17 protein-coding genes and 1 tRNA gene are annotated in these 15,618 nt (G+C 62.9%); 14 read left to right on the top strand and 4 right to left on the bottom strand.

Annotation, left to right across the window (positions count from 1 at the left end; all coding sequences use genetic code 11):
* Positions 1 to 253: 253 nt before the first annotated feature.
* From C8J40_RS17400 to arsH, 5 genes are all read left to right on the top strand, one after another.
* Complete coding sequence (locus tag C8J40_RS17400) at positions 254 to 1,216, top strand: hypothetical protein (protein ID WP_132898070.1); 963 nt, start codon at positions 254 to 256, stop codon at positions 1,214 to 1,216.
* 115 nt (positions 1,217 to 1,331) lie between these two features.
* Positions 1,332 to 1,664 carry a metalloregulator ArsR/SmtB family transcription factor gene (locus C8J40_RS17395; protein ID WP_132898069.1) on the top strand — a complete coding sequence of 111 codons (333 nt, stop codon included), beginning with the start codon at positions 1,332 to 1,334 and terminating at the stop codon, positions 1,662 to 1,664.
* A 12-nt stretch (positions 1,665 to 1,676) separates the two neighbouring features.
* Positions 1,677 to 2,120 (top strand): arsenate reductase (glutaredoxin), encoded by a 444-nt coding sequence (arsC, locus tag C8J40_RS17390; protein WP_132898068.1) that lies wholly within the window; start codon positions 1,677 to 1,679, stop codon positions 2,118 to 2,120.
* Positions 2,120 to 3,403, top strand: coding sequence for an arsenic transporter (locus C8J40_RS17385; RefSeq protein ID WP_132898067.1), 1,284 nt, complete (start codon positions 2,120 to 2,122; stop codon positions 3,401 to 3,403). Before arsC ends, C8J40_RS17385 begins: the two co-directional genes overlap by 1 nt.
* The gene (arsH, locus tag C8J40_RS17380; RefSeq protein ID WP_132898066.1) at positions 3,403 to 4,149 is read left to right on the top strand and encodes an arsenical resistance protein ArsH; all 747 of its coding nucleotides are present in this window, start codon (positions 3,403 to 3,405) and stop codon (positions 4,147 to 4,149) included. The genes C8J40_RS17385 and arsH overlap by 1 nt, the downstream gene beginning before the upstream one ends.
* A gap of 145 nt (positions 4,150 to 4,294) precedes the next feature.
* Here arsH and nusG read toward each other — a convergent pair whose 3' ends face one another.
* From nusG to C8J40_RS17365, 3 genes are all read right to left on the bottom strand, one after another.
* Positions 4,295 to 4,831 (bottom strand): transcription termination/antitermination protein NusG, encoded by a 537-nt coding sequence (gene nusG / locus C8J40_RS17375; protein ID WP_055872668.1) that lies wholly within the window; start codon positions 4,829 to 4,831, stop codon positions 4,295 to 4,297.
* A gap of 13 nt (positions 4,832 to 4,844) precedes the next feature.
* Entirely contained in the window at positions 4,845 to 5,042 is a 198-nt protein-coding gene (secE, locus tag C8J40_RS17370; protein WP_056047594.1) for a preprotein translocase subunit SecE, read from the bottom strand.
* 595 nt (positions 5,043 to 5,637) lie between these two features.
* Positions 5,638 to 5,714 (bottom strand) — tRNA-Trp (locus tag C8J40_RS17365).
* A 146-nt stretch (positions 5,715 to 5,860) separates the two neighbouring features.
* Between C8J40_RS17365 and C8J40_RS17360 the strand changes: the two genes are divergently transcribed.
* Positions 5,861 to 6,898 carry an alpha/beta hydrolase gene (locus C8J40_RS17360; RefSeq protein ID WP_207901261.1) on the top strand — a complete coding sequence of 346 codons (1,038 nt, stop codon included), beginning with the start codon at positions 5,861 to 5,863 and terminating at the stop codon, positions 6,896 to 6,898.
* On the opposite strand, the gene C8J40_RS17355 is transcribed toward C8J40_RS17360, so the two are convergent.
* Positions 6,888 to 8,060 (bottom strand): hypothetical protein, encoded by a 1,173-nt coding sequence (locus tag C8J40_RS17355; RefSeq protein WP_132898065.1) that lies wholly within the window; start codon positions 8,058 to 8,060, stop codon positions 6,888 to 6,890. The two genes, C8J40_RS17360 and C8J40_RS17355, sit on opposite strands and share 11 nt — an antisense overlap.
* A gap of 306 nt (positions 8,061 to 8,366) precedes the next feature.
* Here C8J40_RS17355 and rpsL point away from each other — a divergent pair, with 306 nt between their 5' ends.
* From rpsL to rplC, 8 genes are all read left to right on the top strand, one after another.
* Positions 8,367 to 8,738: a 30S ribosomal protein S12 gene (gene rpsL, locus C8J40_RS17350; protein WP_010164594.1), complete on the top strand. Its 372-nt coding sequence runs from the start codon at positions 8,367 to 8,369 to the stop codon at positions 8,736 to 8,738.
* 49 nt (positions 8,739 to 8,787) lie between these two features.
* On the top strand, positions 8,788 to 9,258 hold the full coding sequence (rpsG, locus tag C8J40_RS17345) for a 30S ribosomal protein S7 (protein ID WP_055872660.1): 471 nt from the start codon (positions 8,788 to 8,790) through the stop codon (positions 9,256 to 9,258).
* Between the two features lie 147 nt (positions 9,259 to 9,405).
* Entirely contained in the window at positions 9,406 to 11,502 is a 2,097-nt protein-coding gene (gene fusA, locus C8J40_RS17340) for an elongation factor G (RefSeq protein WP_132898064.1), read from the top strand.
* Positions 11,503 to 11,716: 214 nt separating this feature from the next.
* On the top strand, positions 11,717 to 12,910 hold the full coding sequence (gene tuf / locus C8J40_RS17335) for an elongation factor Tu (RefSeq protein ID WP_132741515.1): 1,194 nt from the start codon (positions 11,717 to 11,719) through the stop codon (positions 12,908 to 12,910).
* Positions 12,911 to 13,535: 625 nt separating this feature from the next.
* Positions 13,536 to 13,814 (top strand): type II toxin-antitoxin system ParD family antitoxin, encoded by a 279-nt coding sequence (locus C8J40_RS17325; protein ID WP_132898062.1) that lies wholly within the window; start codon positions 13,536 to 13,538, stop codon positions 13,812 to 13,814.
* A complete protein-coding gene (locus C8J40_RS17320) occupies positions 13,811 to 14,107 on the top strand; it encodes a type II toxin-antitoxin system RelE/ParE family toxin (protein ID WP_132898061.1) in 297 nt (98 codons plus the stop codon). Before C8J40_RS17325 ends, C8J40_RS17320 begins: the two co-directional genes overlap by 4 nt.
* Before the next feature lie 167 nt (positions 14,108 to 14,274).
* On the top strand, positions 14,275 to 14,583 hold the full coding sequence (gene rpsJ / locus C8J40_RS17315) for a 30S ribosomal protein S10 (protein WP_007406109.1): 309 nt from the start codon (positions 14,275 to 14,277) through the stop codon (positions 14,581 to 14,583).
* Positions 14,584 to 14,871: 288 nt separating this feature from the next.
* Positions 14,872 to 15,618 carry a 50S ribosomal protein L3 gene (rplC, locus tag C8J40_RS17310; RefSeq protein WP_132898060.1) on the top strand — a complete coding sequence of 249 codons (747 nt, stop codon included), beginning with the start codon at positions 14,872 to 14,874 and terminating at the stop codon, positions 15,616 to 15,618.

The raw sequence follows: 15,618 nt of genomic DNA, 5'->3' as shown, positions 1-15,618 counted from the left end.
CATCAGCCAGTCGCGCGTCTGGATCACCGCCTGCTACGCACAACCGTCTGGCATAGGCCCGTTCTCCAGCATCAGCACAGTGCACCACCACACCCCACGACCACCGGCTTCTCCCCGAACCATGGCCACCTCGCCCAATCCTGCGAATGATGGCCTACATCGCCCGCGCCATTCTCCAACCGCTATCGAGCCACTCGGCGCCCGACGCTTTGACGCGCTTGCAATGTAGGATTTCGAGGCAGACCCCCGTGGGATGCCACGCCCGTCCACCCCAGACCAGTTCACCCGCCGCCAGGCCGCGCAGAACGCCGCGTTCCTCGCCGCGCTCCGCCGCACCGGCAACGCTCGCGAAGCCGCCCGCGCGCTCGGCTATAACCGCTCCACCTTCACCAAGCGCCGCGCCGCCCACCCCGCTTTCGCCGCAAAATGGGACGCCGCCCTAGCGTTCGCCTCCGCCGCCCTAAATCTCCCCTCCCGCCTGCGGGAGGGGTCGGGGGAGGGGAGTGCCCCAAACACCGCCGCCTTAAACAAAACCCCCACCACGACAAGAACCGCCAACGGCCGCCTCCAACTCCGCCGCCCGCCCGCCAACCGCCTCGACCACGCCGCCGAGCAAGCCTTCCTCACAGCGCTCTCCGCCACCGCCAACATCCGCCTCTCGGCCGCCGCCGCCGGCTTCAGCCACTCCGCCTTCTACGCCCGCCGCAAAGCCAGTCCCGCCTTCGCCCGCGAGATGCGCCTCGCGCTGGAGGCCGGCTACGAACAGGTCGAGTCGGCGCTGCTCGCCGGATCGCTGCCCGGCGCGCACGACCATGACGAATGGCGCCACAACGATCCCCCACCGATCCCGCCGATGACCGCGAACCAGGCGCTGCAACTCCTCCACCTCCACGCCAAGACGGTCCACCTCCAGGAGGAACCGCCCCACATCAAACGCCGCCGCGGTGAATCGAGCGAAGCGCACAGCTACCGCCTGTCGGCAATGTACGAAGCCCGCCAAGCCCGCGACCGCGAAGCCTTCGACCTCGCCGAAGCCGCCCGCAACGAACGCGGCGAACCGACGCTGACCAACCCGTATCCGATCCCGAATCCGATACGCCTGCCAGCGCTCGATCAGGTCACCGGCTGGAGCAAGGCCGACCCGACGAAGGTGCCGTATGATTCGAGCGTCGCGCTGTTTGGCGGGTGGCGTTTGAAGGATTGGAAGGGGGCATAGCGGTGCCGGTTTGTGTCGTGAAGGGGGTGTCCGCTGCGCTGGACAAGCAACGCCTGAGTGCTGCTCCGAACGCAGTAACTAGCGTCACTATCGAAATATCGTCTATGCTGGATATATGGATAACGAATCAGCTATCATAGCGCTCGGCGCGCTGGCGCAAGGTACCCGGCTAGATGTGTTTCGCCTGTTGGTCCGCCACGAGCCGGACGGAATGGCGGCAGGCGAAATCTCCCGTCAGCTCGACGTGCCACAGAACACCATGTCCGCGCACCTCGGCATCCTCGCACGCGCCGGCATCGTGCGCTCCGAACGGCATAGCCGGTCGATCATCTACCGCGCTGATCTGGACGGGCTGCGCGCGCTGACGCTGTTTCTCGTCAAGGATTGCTGCGTCGGTTCGCCCGAGCTGTGCGCGCCGCTTCTGGCCGAACTCACCCCTTGCTGCTGAAAGGACGCCCAGATGACCTACCAGAGCGTGGCCGTCGATATCGTGATCTATCACAACCCCGAATGCGGCACGTCGCGCAACACGCTGGCGATGATCCGCAATGCCGGCATCGAGCCGCATGTGGTCGAATATCTGAAAACGCCGCCCTCGCGCGCGTTGCTGGTCGAGCTGATCGATCGCGCCGGGATCACGCCCCGCGATCTGCTGCGTGAGAAGGGCACGCCCTATTCGGAGCTAGGCTTGGGCGACACGTCGCTGTCCGACGACGCGCTGGTGGACGCAATGATGGCGCATCCGGTCCTCATCAACCGGCCGCTCGTCGTCTCGCCGCTCGGCGTGAAGCTGTGCCGACCGTCCGAAGCTGTCCTCGATCTGCTGCCCGAGCCGCAACAGGGTGCGTTTGCCAAGGAAGACGGCGAAAAGGTCGTGGACGCCTCGGGTCAGCGCGTCGCCTGATGCTGCTCGCGCTCGCCATCTTCGTCGCCACGATCGCGCTCGTCATCTGGCAGCCCAAGGGCCTCGGCATCGGATGGAGCGCCGTGGGCGGCGCGGCGATCGCGCTGCTCGCCGGGGTCGTCTCGGTCTCCGACGTGCCTGTGGTGTGGGGTATCGTCTGGAACGCGACCGCGACGTTCGTCGCGATCATCATCGTCAGCCTGTTGCTTGATGAAGCCGGGTTCTTCGAATGGGCGGCGCTCCATGTCGCGCGCTGGGGCCGGGGGCATGGTCGCCGGCTGTTCGTGCTGATCGTGCTGCTCGGCGCGGCTGTGTCGGCGCTGTTCGCCAATGACGGCGCAGCGCTGATCCTGACGCCGATCGTCATCGCGATGCTGCGCGCGCTGGGATACAAGGACAAGGCGACGCTGGCGTTCGTCATGGCTACGGGATTCATTGCCGATACCGCCAGTCTGCCGCTGATCGTCTCCAACCTCGTCAACATCGTGTCGGCCGACTTCTTCCGGATCGGCTTTGCCAATTATGCCTCGGTGATGGTGCCGGTCGATCTGGCGTCGATCGCCGCGACGCTGATCGCGTTGCTGCTATTCTTCCGCCGTGACATACCGGCGAATTACGATGTGGCGCAGCTCCGCACGCCCGGTGATGCGATCCGCGATCATGCCACGTTCAAGGCGGGCTGGGTCGTTCTCGCCCTGCTGCTCGCCGGCTTCTTTCTGCTCGAACCGATCGGCGTGCCGGTCAGCGCCGTGGCCGCTACCGGCGCGGTCCTCCTGCTCATCATCGCCGCGCGCGGACACGTTATCCAGACCCGCAAGGTGCTGGCGGGCGCGCCGTGGCAGGTCGTGATCTTCTCGCTCGGCATGTACCTGGTCGTCTATGGCCTGCGAAATGCCGGCTTGACCGACCACCTTGCCGGCCTGCTCGATCGCACCGCGCAAGGCGGCGTGTGGGGCGCGGCGTTCGGCACCGGGATCATCGCCGCGCTGCTGTCGTCGGTGATGAACAACATGCCGACCGTCTTGGTGGGCGCCCTGTCGATCGACGCGACGCACGCCACGGGCGCGATCAAGGACGCGATGATCTACGCCAACGTGATCGGTTGTGACCTCGGGCCGAAGATCACGCCGATCGGCTCGCTCGCCACGCTGCTGTGGCTGCACGTCCTCGGGCAAAAGGGCATCCGCATCGGCTGGGGCTATTACTTCAAGGTCGGCGCGACGCTGACGATTCCGGTGCTGCTGGTGACCCTCGCCGCCCTCGCCATAAGGCTCAGTCTGTAATGCCGCTTCGCACGCTCTCCGATCCTGACCACCTGCCCGCGCTCGATCGCCGCTATGCGCTCGACCGTCCCGCCCTCGGGTTGGGGGCCGATGATCCTCCCCCGCGCATCCTGCTGCTTTACGGATCACTTCGGGAGCGATCCTTTTCGCGCCTGTGTGTCGAGGAAGCCGCCCGCCTGTTGCAATTCTTCGGCTGCGAGACGCGCATTTTCGATCCCGCCACGCTGCCGCTCCCCGATCAAGTGACTGGGGACGATCACCCGGCTGTCCACGAGCTGCGCGAACTGTCGATGTGGTCTGAGGGGCATGTATGGTGCAGCCCCGAGCGGCACGGCCAGATAACCGGCATCATGAAGCTCCAAGTCGATCACCTGCCCCTGTCGATGGGCGGAATGCGACCGACGCAGGGCCGGACTCTCGCTGTCATGCAGGTATCGGCCGGATCGCAGTCCTTCAACAGCGTCAACACGCTCCGCGTTCTCGGCCGTTGGATGCGGATGGTCACGATCCCGAACCAGTCGTCAGTCGCCAAGGCATTCAACGAGTTTGACGACGCCGGCCGGATGAAACCGTCCAGCTACTACGACCGGATTGTGGATGTGATTGAGGAGCTGGTGCGCTTTACCGTTCTACTGCGGCCTCACACCGCTCAGCTCGTCGACCGGTATTCGGAACGAAAAGACGCGGGCCTGCCGATCGACACGACCACCGACCTGTCCAGCATTGCGACAGCACCGCAGCGCTGATTCTAATCAGGACGACACGCGGGCGCGATATAAATTGTAGAGCTTGGCTTTCGCCGAGGCGCGACGCGGGAGTAAATCCCGCGTCGTCGGCCGGGCTGGGGCCGTCTCGCGATTAGCCCATTGGCTAATCGCGTGTGGCTTGGCCTTACTTGCTGCGCTCGACCTGCTCGAACTCGAGCTCGACCGGGGTCGCACGCCCGAAGATCGACACCGAAACCTTGACGCGGCTGCGGTCGAAGTCGAGTTCTTCCACAAGCCCGTTGAAGGTCGCGAACGGACCGTCGAGGACCTTGACCTGGTCGCCGATCTCGTAGTCGACCTTGACCTTCTGCTTGGGCGCAGCGGCGGCTTCTTCCTTGCTGTTCAGCATCCGCGTGGCTTCCGCCTCGCTGATCGCCTGCGGCTTGCCCATGCTGCCGAGGAAGCCGGTGACCTTCGGCGTGTTCTTCACCAGGTGATACACGTCGTCGTTCATGTTCAGCTTGGCGAGCACATAGCCCGGCATGAACTTGCGCTCGACCGCGATCTTCTTGCCGCGACGAGCTTCCGTCGTAGTTTCGGTCGGGACTTCGATCTGCTCGACGAGCTGTTCGAGACCCATCCGGGTCGCCTCGGCCATGATCGAGTCGCGGACCTTGCCCTCGAAGCCCGAATAGGCGTGAATGATGTACCAGCGCGCCATGACGGAACCTTGCTTACTGAGCGAGTTTGAGGAGGGCGGAGACGATCGCTTGCAGGATCGAGTCGACGCCCAGGAAGAACAGCGCGAGGATCGTCGTCATGATCACCACCATCACGCCGGTCATGACCGTCTCGCGACGCGTCGGCCACGTGACCTTCGCGGTCTCGTTGCGGACCTGCTGGATGAATTCGAGGGGGGACGTCTTCGCCACGATGTTCTTCGAACCCGCTGATTGAGAAACTGAGATGCGAGGCATAGACCCACTAGCCGCTCCCTGTGAAGGGCCGCGGCGGCAGGTCCGTCCTCGCTGTCGGAAGCGCGGCAGATAGCTGCCGTCACGGGTGAAAGCAAGTGCGCGGCCGGAGAGGGGCGGGGCGACGTTCTAGAAGAGCGGTCGCATGGCCGGAGGCGTGGCGCGTGGGGGGAAGAGGTGGCGCGTGGGCGCAGACGTGGCGCATGGCCAGAGAAGTGGCGGGGGAGAGCGCTTGGGTCACTCGATCCCCCGCACGATCGTCTTGCCGGTGCCGGTTTCACCGGCGGCTCCGCTCCCACGGTTTCTTTTCATCGTTCGGCTTGACGACGGCACGAACGGTGTACGCGCACCGCGGACGAAAAAAAAGGCCGGTACGAGACCGGCCATGAAAGTTTTTAGGAGAGGATGCCTGAAAGGCCTGATCGTTGTGCATCGCAGCACATCATAGAGCAATTGCGAAAATTGCATTATGAAATGCATTTTCTGCAATCGCGATGGGCGTGCGAAGGCACCGCGGGAAACGGTGCCGTTCGAAATCGAAATTTAAAGGGGGTGGCAGGAGTGCTCGGATTCGAACCGAGGGCCTTCGGTTTTGGAGACCGACGCTCTAACCAACTGAGCTACACTCCTACACGGACGCGCCCCTTACCCAGCGTTTTCGCGCAGGGCAAGCGCCTCGCATGCAATTCGTCACCATTAAGGATGATGCGTTGCGCGCGGTCGTGTTTGCCCGTTAACCGTACGCCGTATCGTGGGATGTAGGAAAGCGTAATCTTATGCGAGCAAGTTTGGGGATGCTGGCGCTGCCGGTCGCGGCGCTGCTGATGGGGGCGGTGCCGGTGCCGGTGCCGGTGCCGGTGCCGCAGGTGCCCGACCTCGGGCCGCAGCTCGAACGCTTCACCTATCCCTGGCCGGTCCAGACGATGGAGGTCGATATCGTCGGTGCGCCCGCACAGATGGCGTTCATGGATATCGCGCCGCAGCGTCCCAATGGCCGCACCGTCGTCCTCCTCCACGGCAAGAATTTCTGCGGCGCGACCTGGGGCAGCACCGCGCGGGCGCTGAGCGAGGTCGGTTACCGCGTGATCGTTCCCGACCAGATCGGCTTCTGCAAATCGTCCAAGCCCCGCGCGGCACAGTATAGCTTCGAGATGCTGGCGACGTTCACCAGGCGGCTCCTCGAATCGCGCGGCATCACGCGGGCGACGATCGTCGGGCATTCGATGGGCGGTATGCTCGCGATGCGGTACGCGATCCTCTATCCGGCCTCGGTCGAGAAGCTGGTCCTCGTCAATCCGCTCGGCCTGAAGGATCGCGGCGAGGAGGGGGTGCCCTATACCGACGTCGACACGCTCTGGGCGAACGAGAAGAAGACGAGCTATGCGTCGATCAAGGCGTACCAGCTCGAGAACTATTACCACGGCGTATGGAAGCCGTCTTATGATCGCTGGGTCTGGATGCAGGCGGGCATGTACCAGGGCACAGGGCGCGACACCGTTGCGCTCGCGCAGGCGAAAACCAGCGAGATGATCAAGACGCAACCGGTCGCACACGAACTTTACCGGATCACGCCTCCCACGACGTTGATCGTCGGCACGCTCGACAAGACGGCTTTCGGCCGCGCGCAGGCCCCGACGAACTTGCGCAAGTTTCTTGAACCGATCCCGATGGTGGCGCCACGTGCGGTCAAGCAGATGCCGAATGCGAACCTGGTGATGCTAGAAGGGCTGGGCCACTCGCCACAGGTCGAGGATCCGGCGCGATTTGAGAAGGCGCTGCTGGCGGCTATCGCAACGCCGCCGATCAGGCGTTAACGCTCAGGGGCTTGCCGCTAGTCGGTACGGAGCGGGTGGCGGTTCCGCAGCCAATCGTCGCATGCGTTTCTGCGGACCCGCCATCTACTGGCCGGGTAACGAGCTTCGTGACGCGGTAGGTTGCAACGATCATAGCGACGGCGCCGAGCATCGAAAGCGCCTGGGTGTCGGCCACATAGCCAAGAATGGCGAGTGTCGAGCCTGCCTGACAGAGAATGGCGATCGACCAACTCGCCCGGCTTCGCATTGTCATCGCAAGGGCAAAGGCGAGGATGTCGGCTAGGAAAAAGTAGCGCTCGTGCATGCGTGGCAACGTGCTGACCACAAGCAACGGGGCTAACAGCGCGGCGGGCAGGATGGGCATCGGCGCGACCCGCCGTGAAGCTAGCCAGGCGATGTACACGACGCTTCCGGCGATCGCGATCGCCATGCCTAGCGCGTGCATGGGCAGGTCCTGAATGCCGGGCAGGGCCTGAATGATGATCCAAGGATTTGGTGCGTTCAGCGACAGTAGGTTGAAATGGCTGGTTTGGCGAACGTAGATCGTCAGCAGGTCGACGATCGGCCAGCCGGCTGCCCAGGCAGGTAGCAATGCTATAAACGCGGTGGCGGGGGCGATCAGCCATAGACGGAAGCCAACCCGCCGGTTCAAGAGCAGCGCAACGACGAACGGCCCGAAGAATGCCGCCTGCAATTTGAATGCGATCGCCAGACCAAACCAAGCGAGCATAGACGCATGGCGGTGCTCAACGGCCATCGCCAGCGCCATGACACAGGCAGCTGCCCACATCGCATCACACTGTGCGAGCAAGGGTGCGTTGAGCAGGGTCGATGGCAGCATCAAGGCCAAGGCTGCGGCGCGTTTTGGCGAGGGCGCATCGAGCGCGGTGAGTAAGCGCCACATGGCACCTGAAAGTGCGATCGTGCCCAGCACCGAGAGGAGCTTGAGCAACGTGAGGTCTGTCAGCACGGCACCAAGCGGCGTGATGAGTGCTAGCAGGTACAGATATGGCGGAGTGTAATTGCTGAATGGGGTCGCGAACGCTCCGATCAGCCCTGCCGCGCGGATATGATCGAGCCACGGGACGAGGAAGGTATCCACGTCTTCGGCGCGAAAGGGCCAAAGCGCTGCATGTGCCAGCACCGTGGCGGAGAGCGTCACTGCAACCGGGGGTAGTTGCCACGCAGTTCGGGACAGAGGCATTGGGGCCGGATATGTCGTCGACGGTTTCCGCTCGGTTAACTCGCGGGCTTACATCGCCATTCGCGATTCCGCCCCGTTGACCCGAGCCGCGTCCTCGCATATAGGCGCGGCCTGTTCTTCGGGAGTGTTTCCCGCCGGGCATGCTTGAACATTGCTGGATGCATTCCAGGGCCTGAGGAGCGTTTGCGCTTCAGAGGGTCCTTTTTGTATTCTCAGGCGCCTCATGGCTCCAGCAAAGTAACCACTTGAAAGGTGAAGGCTTCAATGCCGACGATCAACCAGCTGGTCCGCAAGGGCCGCGATCCGCAGAAGGCCAAGTCGAAGGTCCCTGCGATGGAAGCAAATCCGCAGAAGCGTGGCGTTTGCACGCGCGTCTACACGACGACCCCGAAGAAGCCGAACTCGGCTCTGCGTAAGGTGGCCAAGGTTCGCCTGACCAACCAGCGCGAAGTCATCAGCTACATCCCGGGCGAGGGCCACAATCTTCAGGAGCATTCGGTTGTCCTGATCCGTGGCGGTCGTGTCCGCGATCTTCCCGGTGTTCGCTATCACGTCCTGCGCGGCGTGCTCGATACACAGGGTGTGAAGGACCGGCGTCAGTCGCGTTCCAAGTACGGCGCTAAGCGTCCGAAGTAAGCCGGTCAGGTATCTGATCACTAAGGCTGAAGTTTAGAAGGAATACAAAATGGCACGTCGTCGTCGTCCCGAAAAGCGGGTTATCCTGCCTGATCCCAAGTTCGGGGATGAGGTTCTGTCGAAGTTCATGAACAGCGTCATGCTGGACGGCAAGAAGTCCGTCGCAGAGCTGATCGTGTACGGCGCATTCGAAACCGTCGAGCAGCGCGCCAAGCGCGACCCGATCGGCGTTTTCCACGATGCGCTGAACAACGTGAAGCCGGGCATCGAAGTCCGTTCGCGCCGCGTCGGTGGTGCAACGTACCAGGTGCCGGTCGAGGTTCGTCCCGAGCGTGCACAGGCGCTGGCGATTCGCTGGCTGATCGGTGCGGCACGTTCGCGCAGCGAGAACACGATGGCCGCACGGCTGTCGGGTGAGCTGATGGACGCAGCCAACAACCGTGGTAACGCGGTCAAGAAGCGTGAAGATACGCACCGGATGGCGGAAGCCAACCGTGCATTCTCGCACTACCGCTGGTAACAGCGGGCTTCCTGCCGCTGGTAACAGCGAGCTTTGAAGCCTAGCATTGCTATCCGTGTGACGGGCGGTCTTTCGCCTGTCATGCAAACACCTATATATTGGGGAGCCGGCACGTTCGGCTCCCCATATCCTTAAGGAAGCACGATCATGGCCCGCAGCCATCCGCTCGACCGTTACCGCAACATCGGCATCATGGCGCACATTGACGCCGGTAAGACGACGACGACCGAGCGCATCCTCTATTACACCGGCAAGTCCTACAAGATCGGCGAAGTGCACGAAGGCACCGCGACGATGGATTGGATGGAGCAGGAGCAGGAGCGCGGGATCACGATCACGTCGGCTGCGACCACCTGCAAGTGGCGCGCCGAAGAAGGTAAGGGCGAAGAGCACCTTATCAACATCATCGATACGCCTGGCCACGTCGACTTCACGATCGAAGTCGAGCGTTCGCTCCGCGTGCTCGATGGCGCGGTCGCATGCTTCGACGGCGTTGCCGGCGTCGAGCCGCAGTCCGAGACCGTGTGGCGTCAGGCCGACAAGTACGGCGTGCCGCGCATGTGCTTCGTCAACAAGCTCGACCGCACCGGCGCCGATTTCTACTTCTGCGTGAACTCGATCATCGAGCGTCTCGGCGCGCGTCCGGCAGTGCTGTATCTTCCGATCGGCATGGAAGGCGGCTTCAAGGGCCTCGTCGATCTCGTCGAGAACCGTGCGATCATCTGGCTTGAAGAGAGCCTCGGCGCGAAGTTCGAATATGCCGAGATCCCCGCGGATCTGGTCGAGAAGGCCGCGAAGTATCGCAGCGAACTGATCGAGATGGCCGTCGAGCAGGACGATGCCCTCATGGAGGCCTATCTCGAAGGCAACGAGCCGAGCGTCGCCGACCTCAAGGCGCTGATCCGCAAGGGTACGCTGAGCATGGCGTTCGTGCCGGTCGTTTGCGGTTCGGCGTTCAAGAACAAGGGCGTTCAGCCCCTGCTCGACGCCGTCGTCGACTATCTGCCTTCGCCGCTCGACGTTCCCGCGATCCAGGGTCTGAAGCTCGACGGCGTGACGCCGGACGAGCGTCCTTCGTCGGACGAGGTTCCGTTCTCGGCACTGGCGTTCAAGATCATGAACGATCCGTTTGTCGGCACGCTGACCTTCGCCCGCATCTATTCGGGTAAGCTGGAGACCGCATCGCAGGTTACCAACTCGGTCAAGGACAAGAAGGAAAAGGTCGGTCGCATGCTGCTTATGCATGCGAACAGCCGTGAGGACATCCAGGAGGCTTTCGCTGGCGACATCGTCGCTCTCGCGGGTCTCAAGGATACCACGACCGGTGACACGCTCTGCGCGATGAACGCACCGATCATTCTCGAGCGGATGGAATTCCCCGAGCCCGTGATCGAGCTGTCGGTGGAGCCGAAGACCAAGGCCGACCAGGAGAAGATGGGCGTCGCGCTCAATCGCCTCGCACGCGAGGATCCTTCGTTCCGCGTGTCGTCGGACCCCGAGTCGGGCCAGACCATCATCAAAGGCATGGGCGAGCTCCATCTCGAGATCCTGGTCGATCGCATGAAGCGTGAGTTCAAGGTCGAGGCGAACGTCGGCGCTCCTCAGGTCGCATATCGCGAGTATCTGAAGAAGCCGGTCGACGTCGACTACACGCACAAGAAGCAGTCGGGTGGTACCGGCCAGTTCGGTCGCGTGAAGGTCAAGGTCACGCCAGGCGAGCGCGGTTCGGGCATCACGTTCAAGGACGAGATCAAGGGCGGCAACATTCCGAAGGAATATCTGCCCGCGATCGAGAAGGGCTTCCGCGAAACCGCTGCGTCGGGTTCGCTGGTCGGATTCCCGATCATCGATTTCGAGATCGTGCTGTATGACGGCGCGTATCACGACGTCGACTCGTCGGCGTTGGCGTTCGAAATCTGTGCACGCGGCGCGATGCGCGAAGTGGCACAGAAGTCGGGCATCACGCTGCTCGAGCCGGTCATGAAGGTCGAGGTCGTTACCCCGGAGGATTACCTGGGCGACGTCATCGGCGACATGAACAGCCGTCGTGGCCAGATCCAGGGCACCGACAGCCGCGGCAACGCGCAGACGGTTGAGGCGATGGTCCCGCTGGCGAACATGTTCGGCTACGTGAACTCGCTCCGCTCGTTCACGCAGGGTCGAGCGAACTACTCGATGCAGTTCTCGCACTATGACGAAGTGCCGCAGAACGTCGCGGACGAGGTGAAGGCTAAGTTGGCCTGAGCCTAAGGTGCACGGAGCCAAGGCAACTTGGCTCCGAGACACCGCTAGGCCGGCCGGCCTCGGGCTTGCCCGAGGTCCGACGACACGGAATTCACTTCCGTGTCGGCCCCCTTCGCAAGGACGGGGCTGGCGCAACGCTTTAACAGCCGCTATTGGGCCGCGTTCGCGCGGTTCCCGGGGTGGCACCGGAATACGAATCAGAAGGTAGGAAACAATGGCCAAGGCAAAATTTGAGCGGAACAAGCCGCATCTCAACATCGGCACCATCGGTCACGTCGATCATGGCAAGACGTCGCTCACCGCTGCGATCACGAAGGTTCTGGCAGAGACGACCGGCGGTACCGCCGTCGACTTCGCCAACATCGACAAGGCTCCCGAGGAGCGCGAGCGCGGCATCACGATCTCGACCGCACACGTCGAGTACGAGACGGCCAACCGTCACTACGCGCACGTCGATTGCCCGGGCCACGCCGATTATGTGAAGAACATGATCACCGGCGCAGCTCAGATGGACGGCGCGATCCTTGTCGTTTCGGCGACCGATGGCCCGATGCCACAGACCCGTGAGCACATCCTGCTCGCACGCCAGGTCGGCGTGCCTGCCATGGTCGTGTTCATGAACAAGGTCGATCTGGTCGACGACGAGGAAATCCTCGAGCTGGTCGAGATGGAAATCCGCGAGCTGCTCAGCTCGTACGACTTCCCGGGCGACGACATCCCTGTCATCAAGGGTTCGGCTACCTGCGCACTGTCGGGTTCGAACCAGAAGCTCGGCGCCGACGCCGTCACCGAGCTGATGCAGGCTGTCGACGAGTACATCCCGCAGCCAGAGCGTCCGCTCGACAAGCCGTTCATGATGCCGATCGAGGACGTGTTCTCGATCTCGGGTCGTGGTACGGTCGTCACCGGCCGCGTCGAGACCGGCATCGTCAAGGTTGGCGAGGAAGTCGAGATCGTCGGCATCCACCCGACCGTTCGCAAGACCACGGTCACGGGCGTCGAAATGTTCCGCAAGCTGCTCGACCAGGGCCAGGCTGGCGATAACGTTGGCGCGCTGATCCGCGGCGTTGCACGCGACGAAGTCGAGCGTGGCCAGGTGCTCTGCAAGCCAGGCACGATCAAGCCGCACACCGACTTCAACTCGGAAGTGTACGTGCTGTCGAAGGAAGAGGGTGGCCGTCACACGCCGTTCTTCGCCAACTACCGCCCGCAGTTCTACTTCCGTACGACGGACGTGACCGGCACCGTCGAGCTGCCTGAGGGCACCGAGATGGTCATGCCAGGCGACAACGTGTCGCTCGGCATCAAGCTGATCGCACCGATCGCCATGGACGTGGGCCAGCGCTTCACGATCCGCGAAGGCGGCCGTACCGTCGGTGCAGGCGTCGTCAGCCAGATCGACAAGTAAGCATCCTCTCCTTCGGGAGGTGATCGAAAAGAGCCCGGCTTCTCGTGAGAGAGGCCGGGCTTTTTCGTGTTTGGCGCCTTTGCCACGCCCGCGCGTGCCGCCGTTTCTTGCTGCGATTGCAGGAATCCGACAATCGGCTAGGCTACGTTCGACGATAGGGGACGAGCACATGAGGGCGGAATGTCAGTGCGGTCGGCTCGCGGTCGAGCTTCCCGGCCCTACGCCTGCTGTTGTCGCTTGCCATTGTATCGCATGCCAGCGTCGGACCGGATCACCGTTTGCCGTCCTTGCCTATTATCCGGCAGACCAGCTCACGATCGTCGGCGAGGGCAGGCGGTTTGAGCGAGCGACGGACGAGGGCAATCGCTTTGAGACGTTCTTTTGTGTTGAGTGCGGATCGACCGTCTACGCGCGGGCTGGCAAACACCCGTCGATGATCGGGGTTGCGGTTGGTGCAATAGCAGATCCCGCCTTTCAAGCTCCGGTTCGGTCTGTCTGGGAACAATCGATGCACGATTGGGTGACGGTGCCGGGCGACGTTCAGCATTTTCCGCAAGGGCGTGGGTAACGGCGTTCGTTGTCGGCGATAACAGTTCATGGCATAACGTCTGCGGAGAACGCGCAGATGGCTTCCATAAACATATCGCTGCCCGATCTGATGCGCGATTACGTGCAGGAGCGGATCGAACGCGGACAGTATGCCAGCGCTAGCGATTATTTTCGCGACTTGATCGCGCGTGATCAACGTGCCGTCGAGAACGAGGAGCGGTGGCTCCGCGAGTTGGACGCGTCGATATCGGGTAGCCTGGCCGAAATGAACGCCGGCGGGGGTGTGGCGCTGGATGTCGCGTGTGGTGAGGTGCTGGCCGAGATCGAGGGGGCACGCCGTCAGTCCCGCGCATGAAAGTCGTTTTGTCGTCGCATGCGATCGCGGACCTTCATAGAATCGGTCTGTATATCGCCGCTGACAATCCATCTCGCGCAGTCTCTTTCGTGGTCGAGTTGCGTGAGGTGGCGATGCGACTCGCCGACGTTCCGTTCGGTTTCCCACTGGTGCCGCGCTACGAAACGCACGGAATTCGCCGAAGGTCATGGAAGGGCTACGGCATCCTGTATTCGGCGTTGTCCGACCGGGTGTTCGTCCACCGCATCATCGGCCCCGGGCAGGATTACGACCGCGTGCTCAGCGTGATCTAATCGAGCAGGAGCGGGCAGCTATTTTCGTGAGAGCGATCCCTGGGTCCTGAAAACCCGCAACCCCCGGTTGCATTTCAACCGACTCTCCCGTAATGGCCCGCCTTCGGTTTAAACATCAACCAGCAAGAGCCCGGAAACGGGCCCGCTCTTTCGCATCGGTAGGGACTATGGACAGCAATATCCGCATTCGTCTGAAGGCGTTCGATCACCGTGTGCTCGATCAGGCCACTGGCGACATCGCCGACACCGCACGCCGCACCGGCGCGCTCATCCGCGGTCCGATTCCCCTTCCGACGCGCATCGAAAAGTTCACCGTGAACCGCGGCCCGCACATCGACAAGAAGTCGCGCGAGCAGTTCGAGGTACGTACGTACAAGCGTATGCTGGATATCGTCCAGCCGACGCCGCAGACGGTCGATGCGCTGATGAAGCTGGACCTCGCAGCAGGGGTGGACGTAGAGATCAAGCTGGCCTAAGGGCTGGCGCGGCGCGGTTGACCAGCAATGGTCCCGCGCCGCTCTACATTGGGATACCGCCGTCGGTGAAAACCGACGGGGCAGCGTCCCCCGTCACGCTTCCGCATATGCAGGAGCACCAGCCCGGGACGGGGGCACGTTTCGTATTTACCGGGTTGAACCAACTCCATTCAGGGCTTTCGCCGGGGATGGGGTCAGGTGGACGCATCATGGAGTTCGCTCCGGACATGGTCCGCAAGCCCCCGAGGAATAGTCCGACGGGGCCTCTGTCTAGGAAGGGACAAGATCATGCGTACTGGCGTGATCGCGAAGAAGATGGGGATGACCCGCCTGTTCCAGGAAGATGGTCGGCACGTGCCGGTCACCGTTCTGGCACTCGAAGGCAATCAGGTCGTTTCCGTTCGCGAAATGGATCGTGACGGCTACACTGCCGTCCAGCTTGGTGCAGGTGTCGCCAAGTCGAAGAATGTCGCAAAGCCGCAGCGCGGCCATTTCGGCAAGGCCGAAGTGGAGCCCAAGGCTGTCGTCCATGAGTTCCGCGTGAACGCAGACGGCTTGCTCGACGTCGGCGCCGAGATCTCGGCTGACCATTACGTCGCAGGCCAGATTGTCGATATCCAGGGAAAGACCCAGGGTAAGGGCTTCCAGGGCGGCATGAAGCGTTGGGGCTTCGGCGGTCTGCGGGCAACCCACGGCGTGTCGGTCTCGCACCGTTCGCTCGGTTCGACCGGTCAGCGCCAGGATCCGGGTAAGGTCTTCAAGAACAAGAAGATGGCCGGCCACATGGGCGACAAGTATCGCACCCAGCAGAACCTCGAGATCGTATCGACGGACGTCGAGCGTGGTCTCCTGTTCGTCAAGGGATCGGTTCCTGGCTCCAAGGGCGGCTGGCTCTTCGTCAAGGACTCGGTGAAGGTCGCGCGCCATGCCGACGCACCGTTCCCCGCCGGTCTCAAGACCGCAAACAGCAACACCGCAGCAGGCACGTCGGCCGAAACGACCGACGCACCTGCAGCCGACGGCCAGGAGGGCTGA

Origin of the sequence: Sphingomonas sp. PP-CC-3A-396 (genome assembly GCF_004343105.1) — a bacterium.
GTDB lineage: Bacteria > Pseudomonadota > Alphaproteobacteria > Sphingomonadales > Sphingomonadaceae > Sphingomonas.
This window is presented reverse-complemented; position numbering and strand designations above follow the sequence as displayed.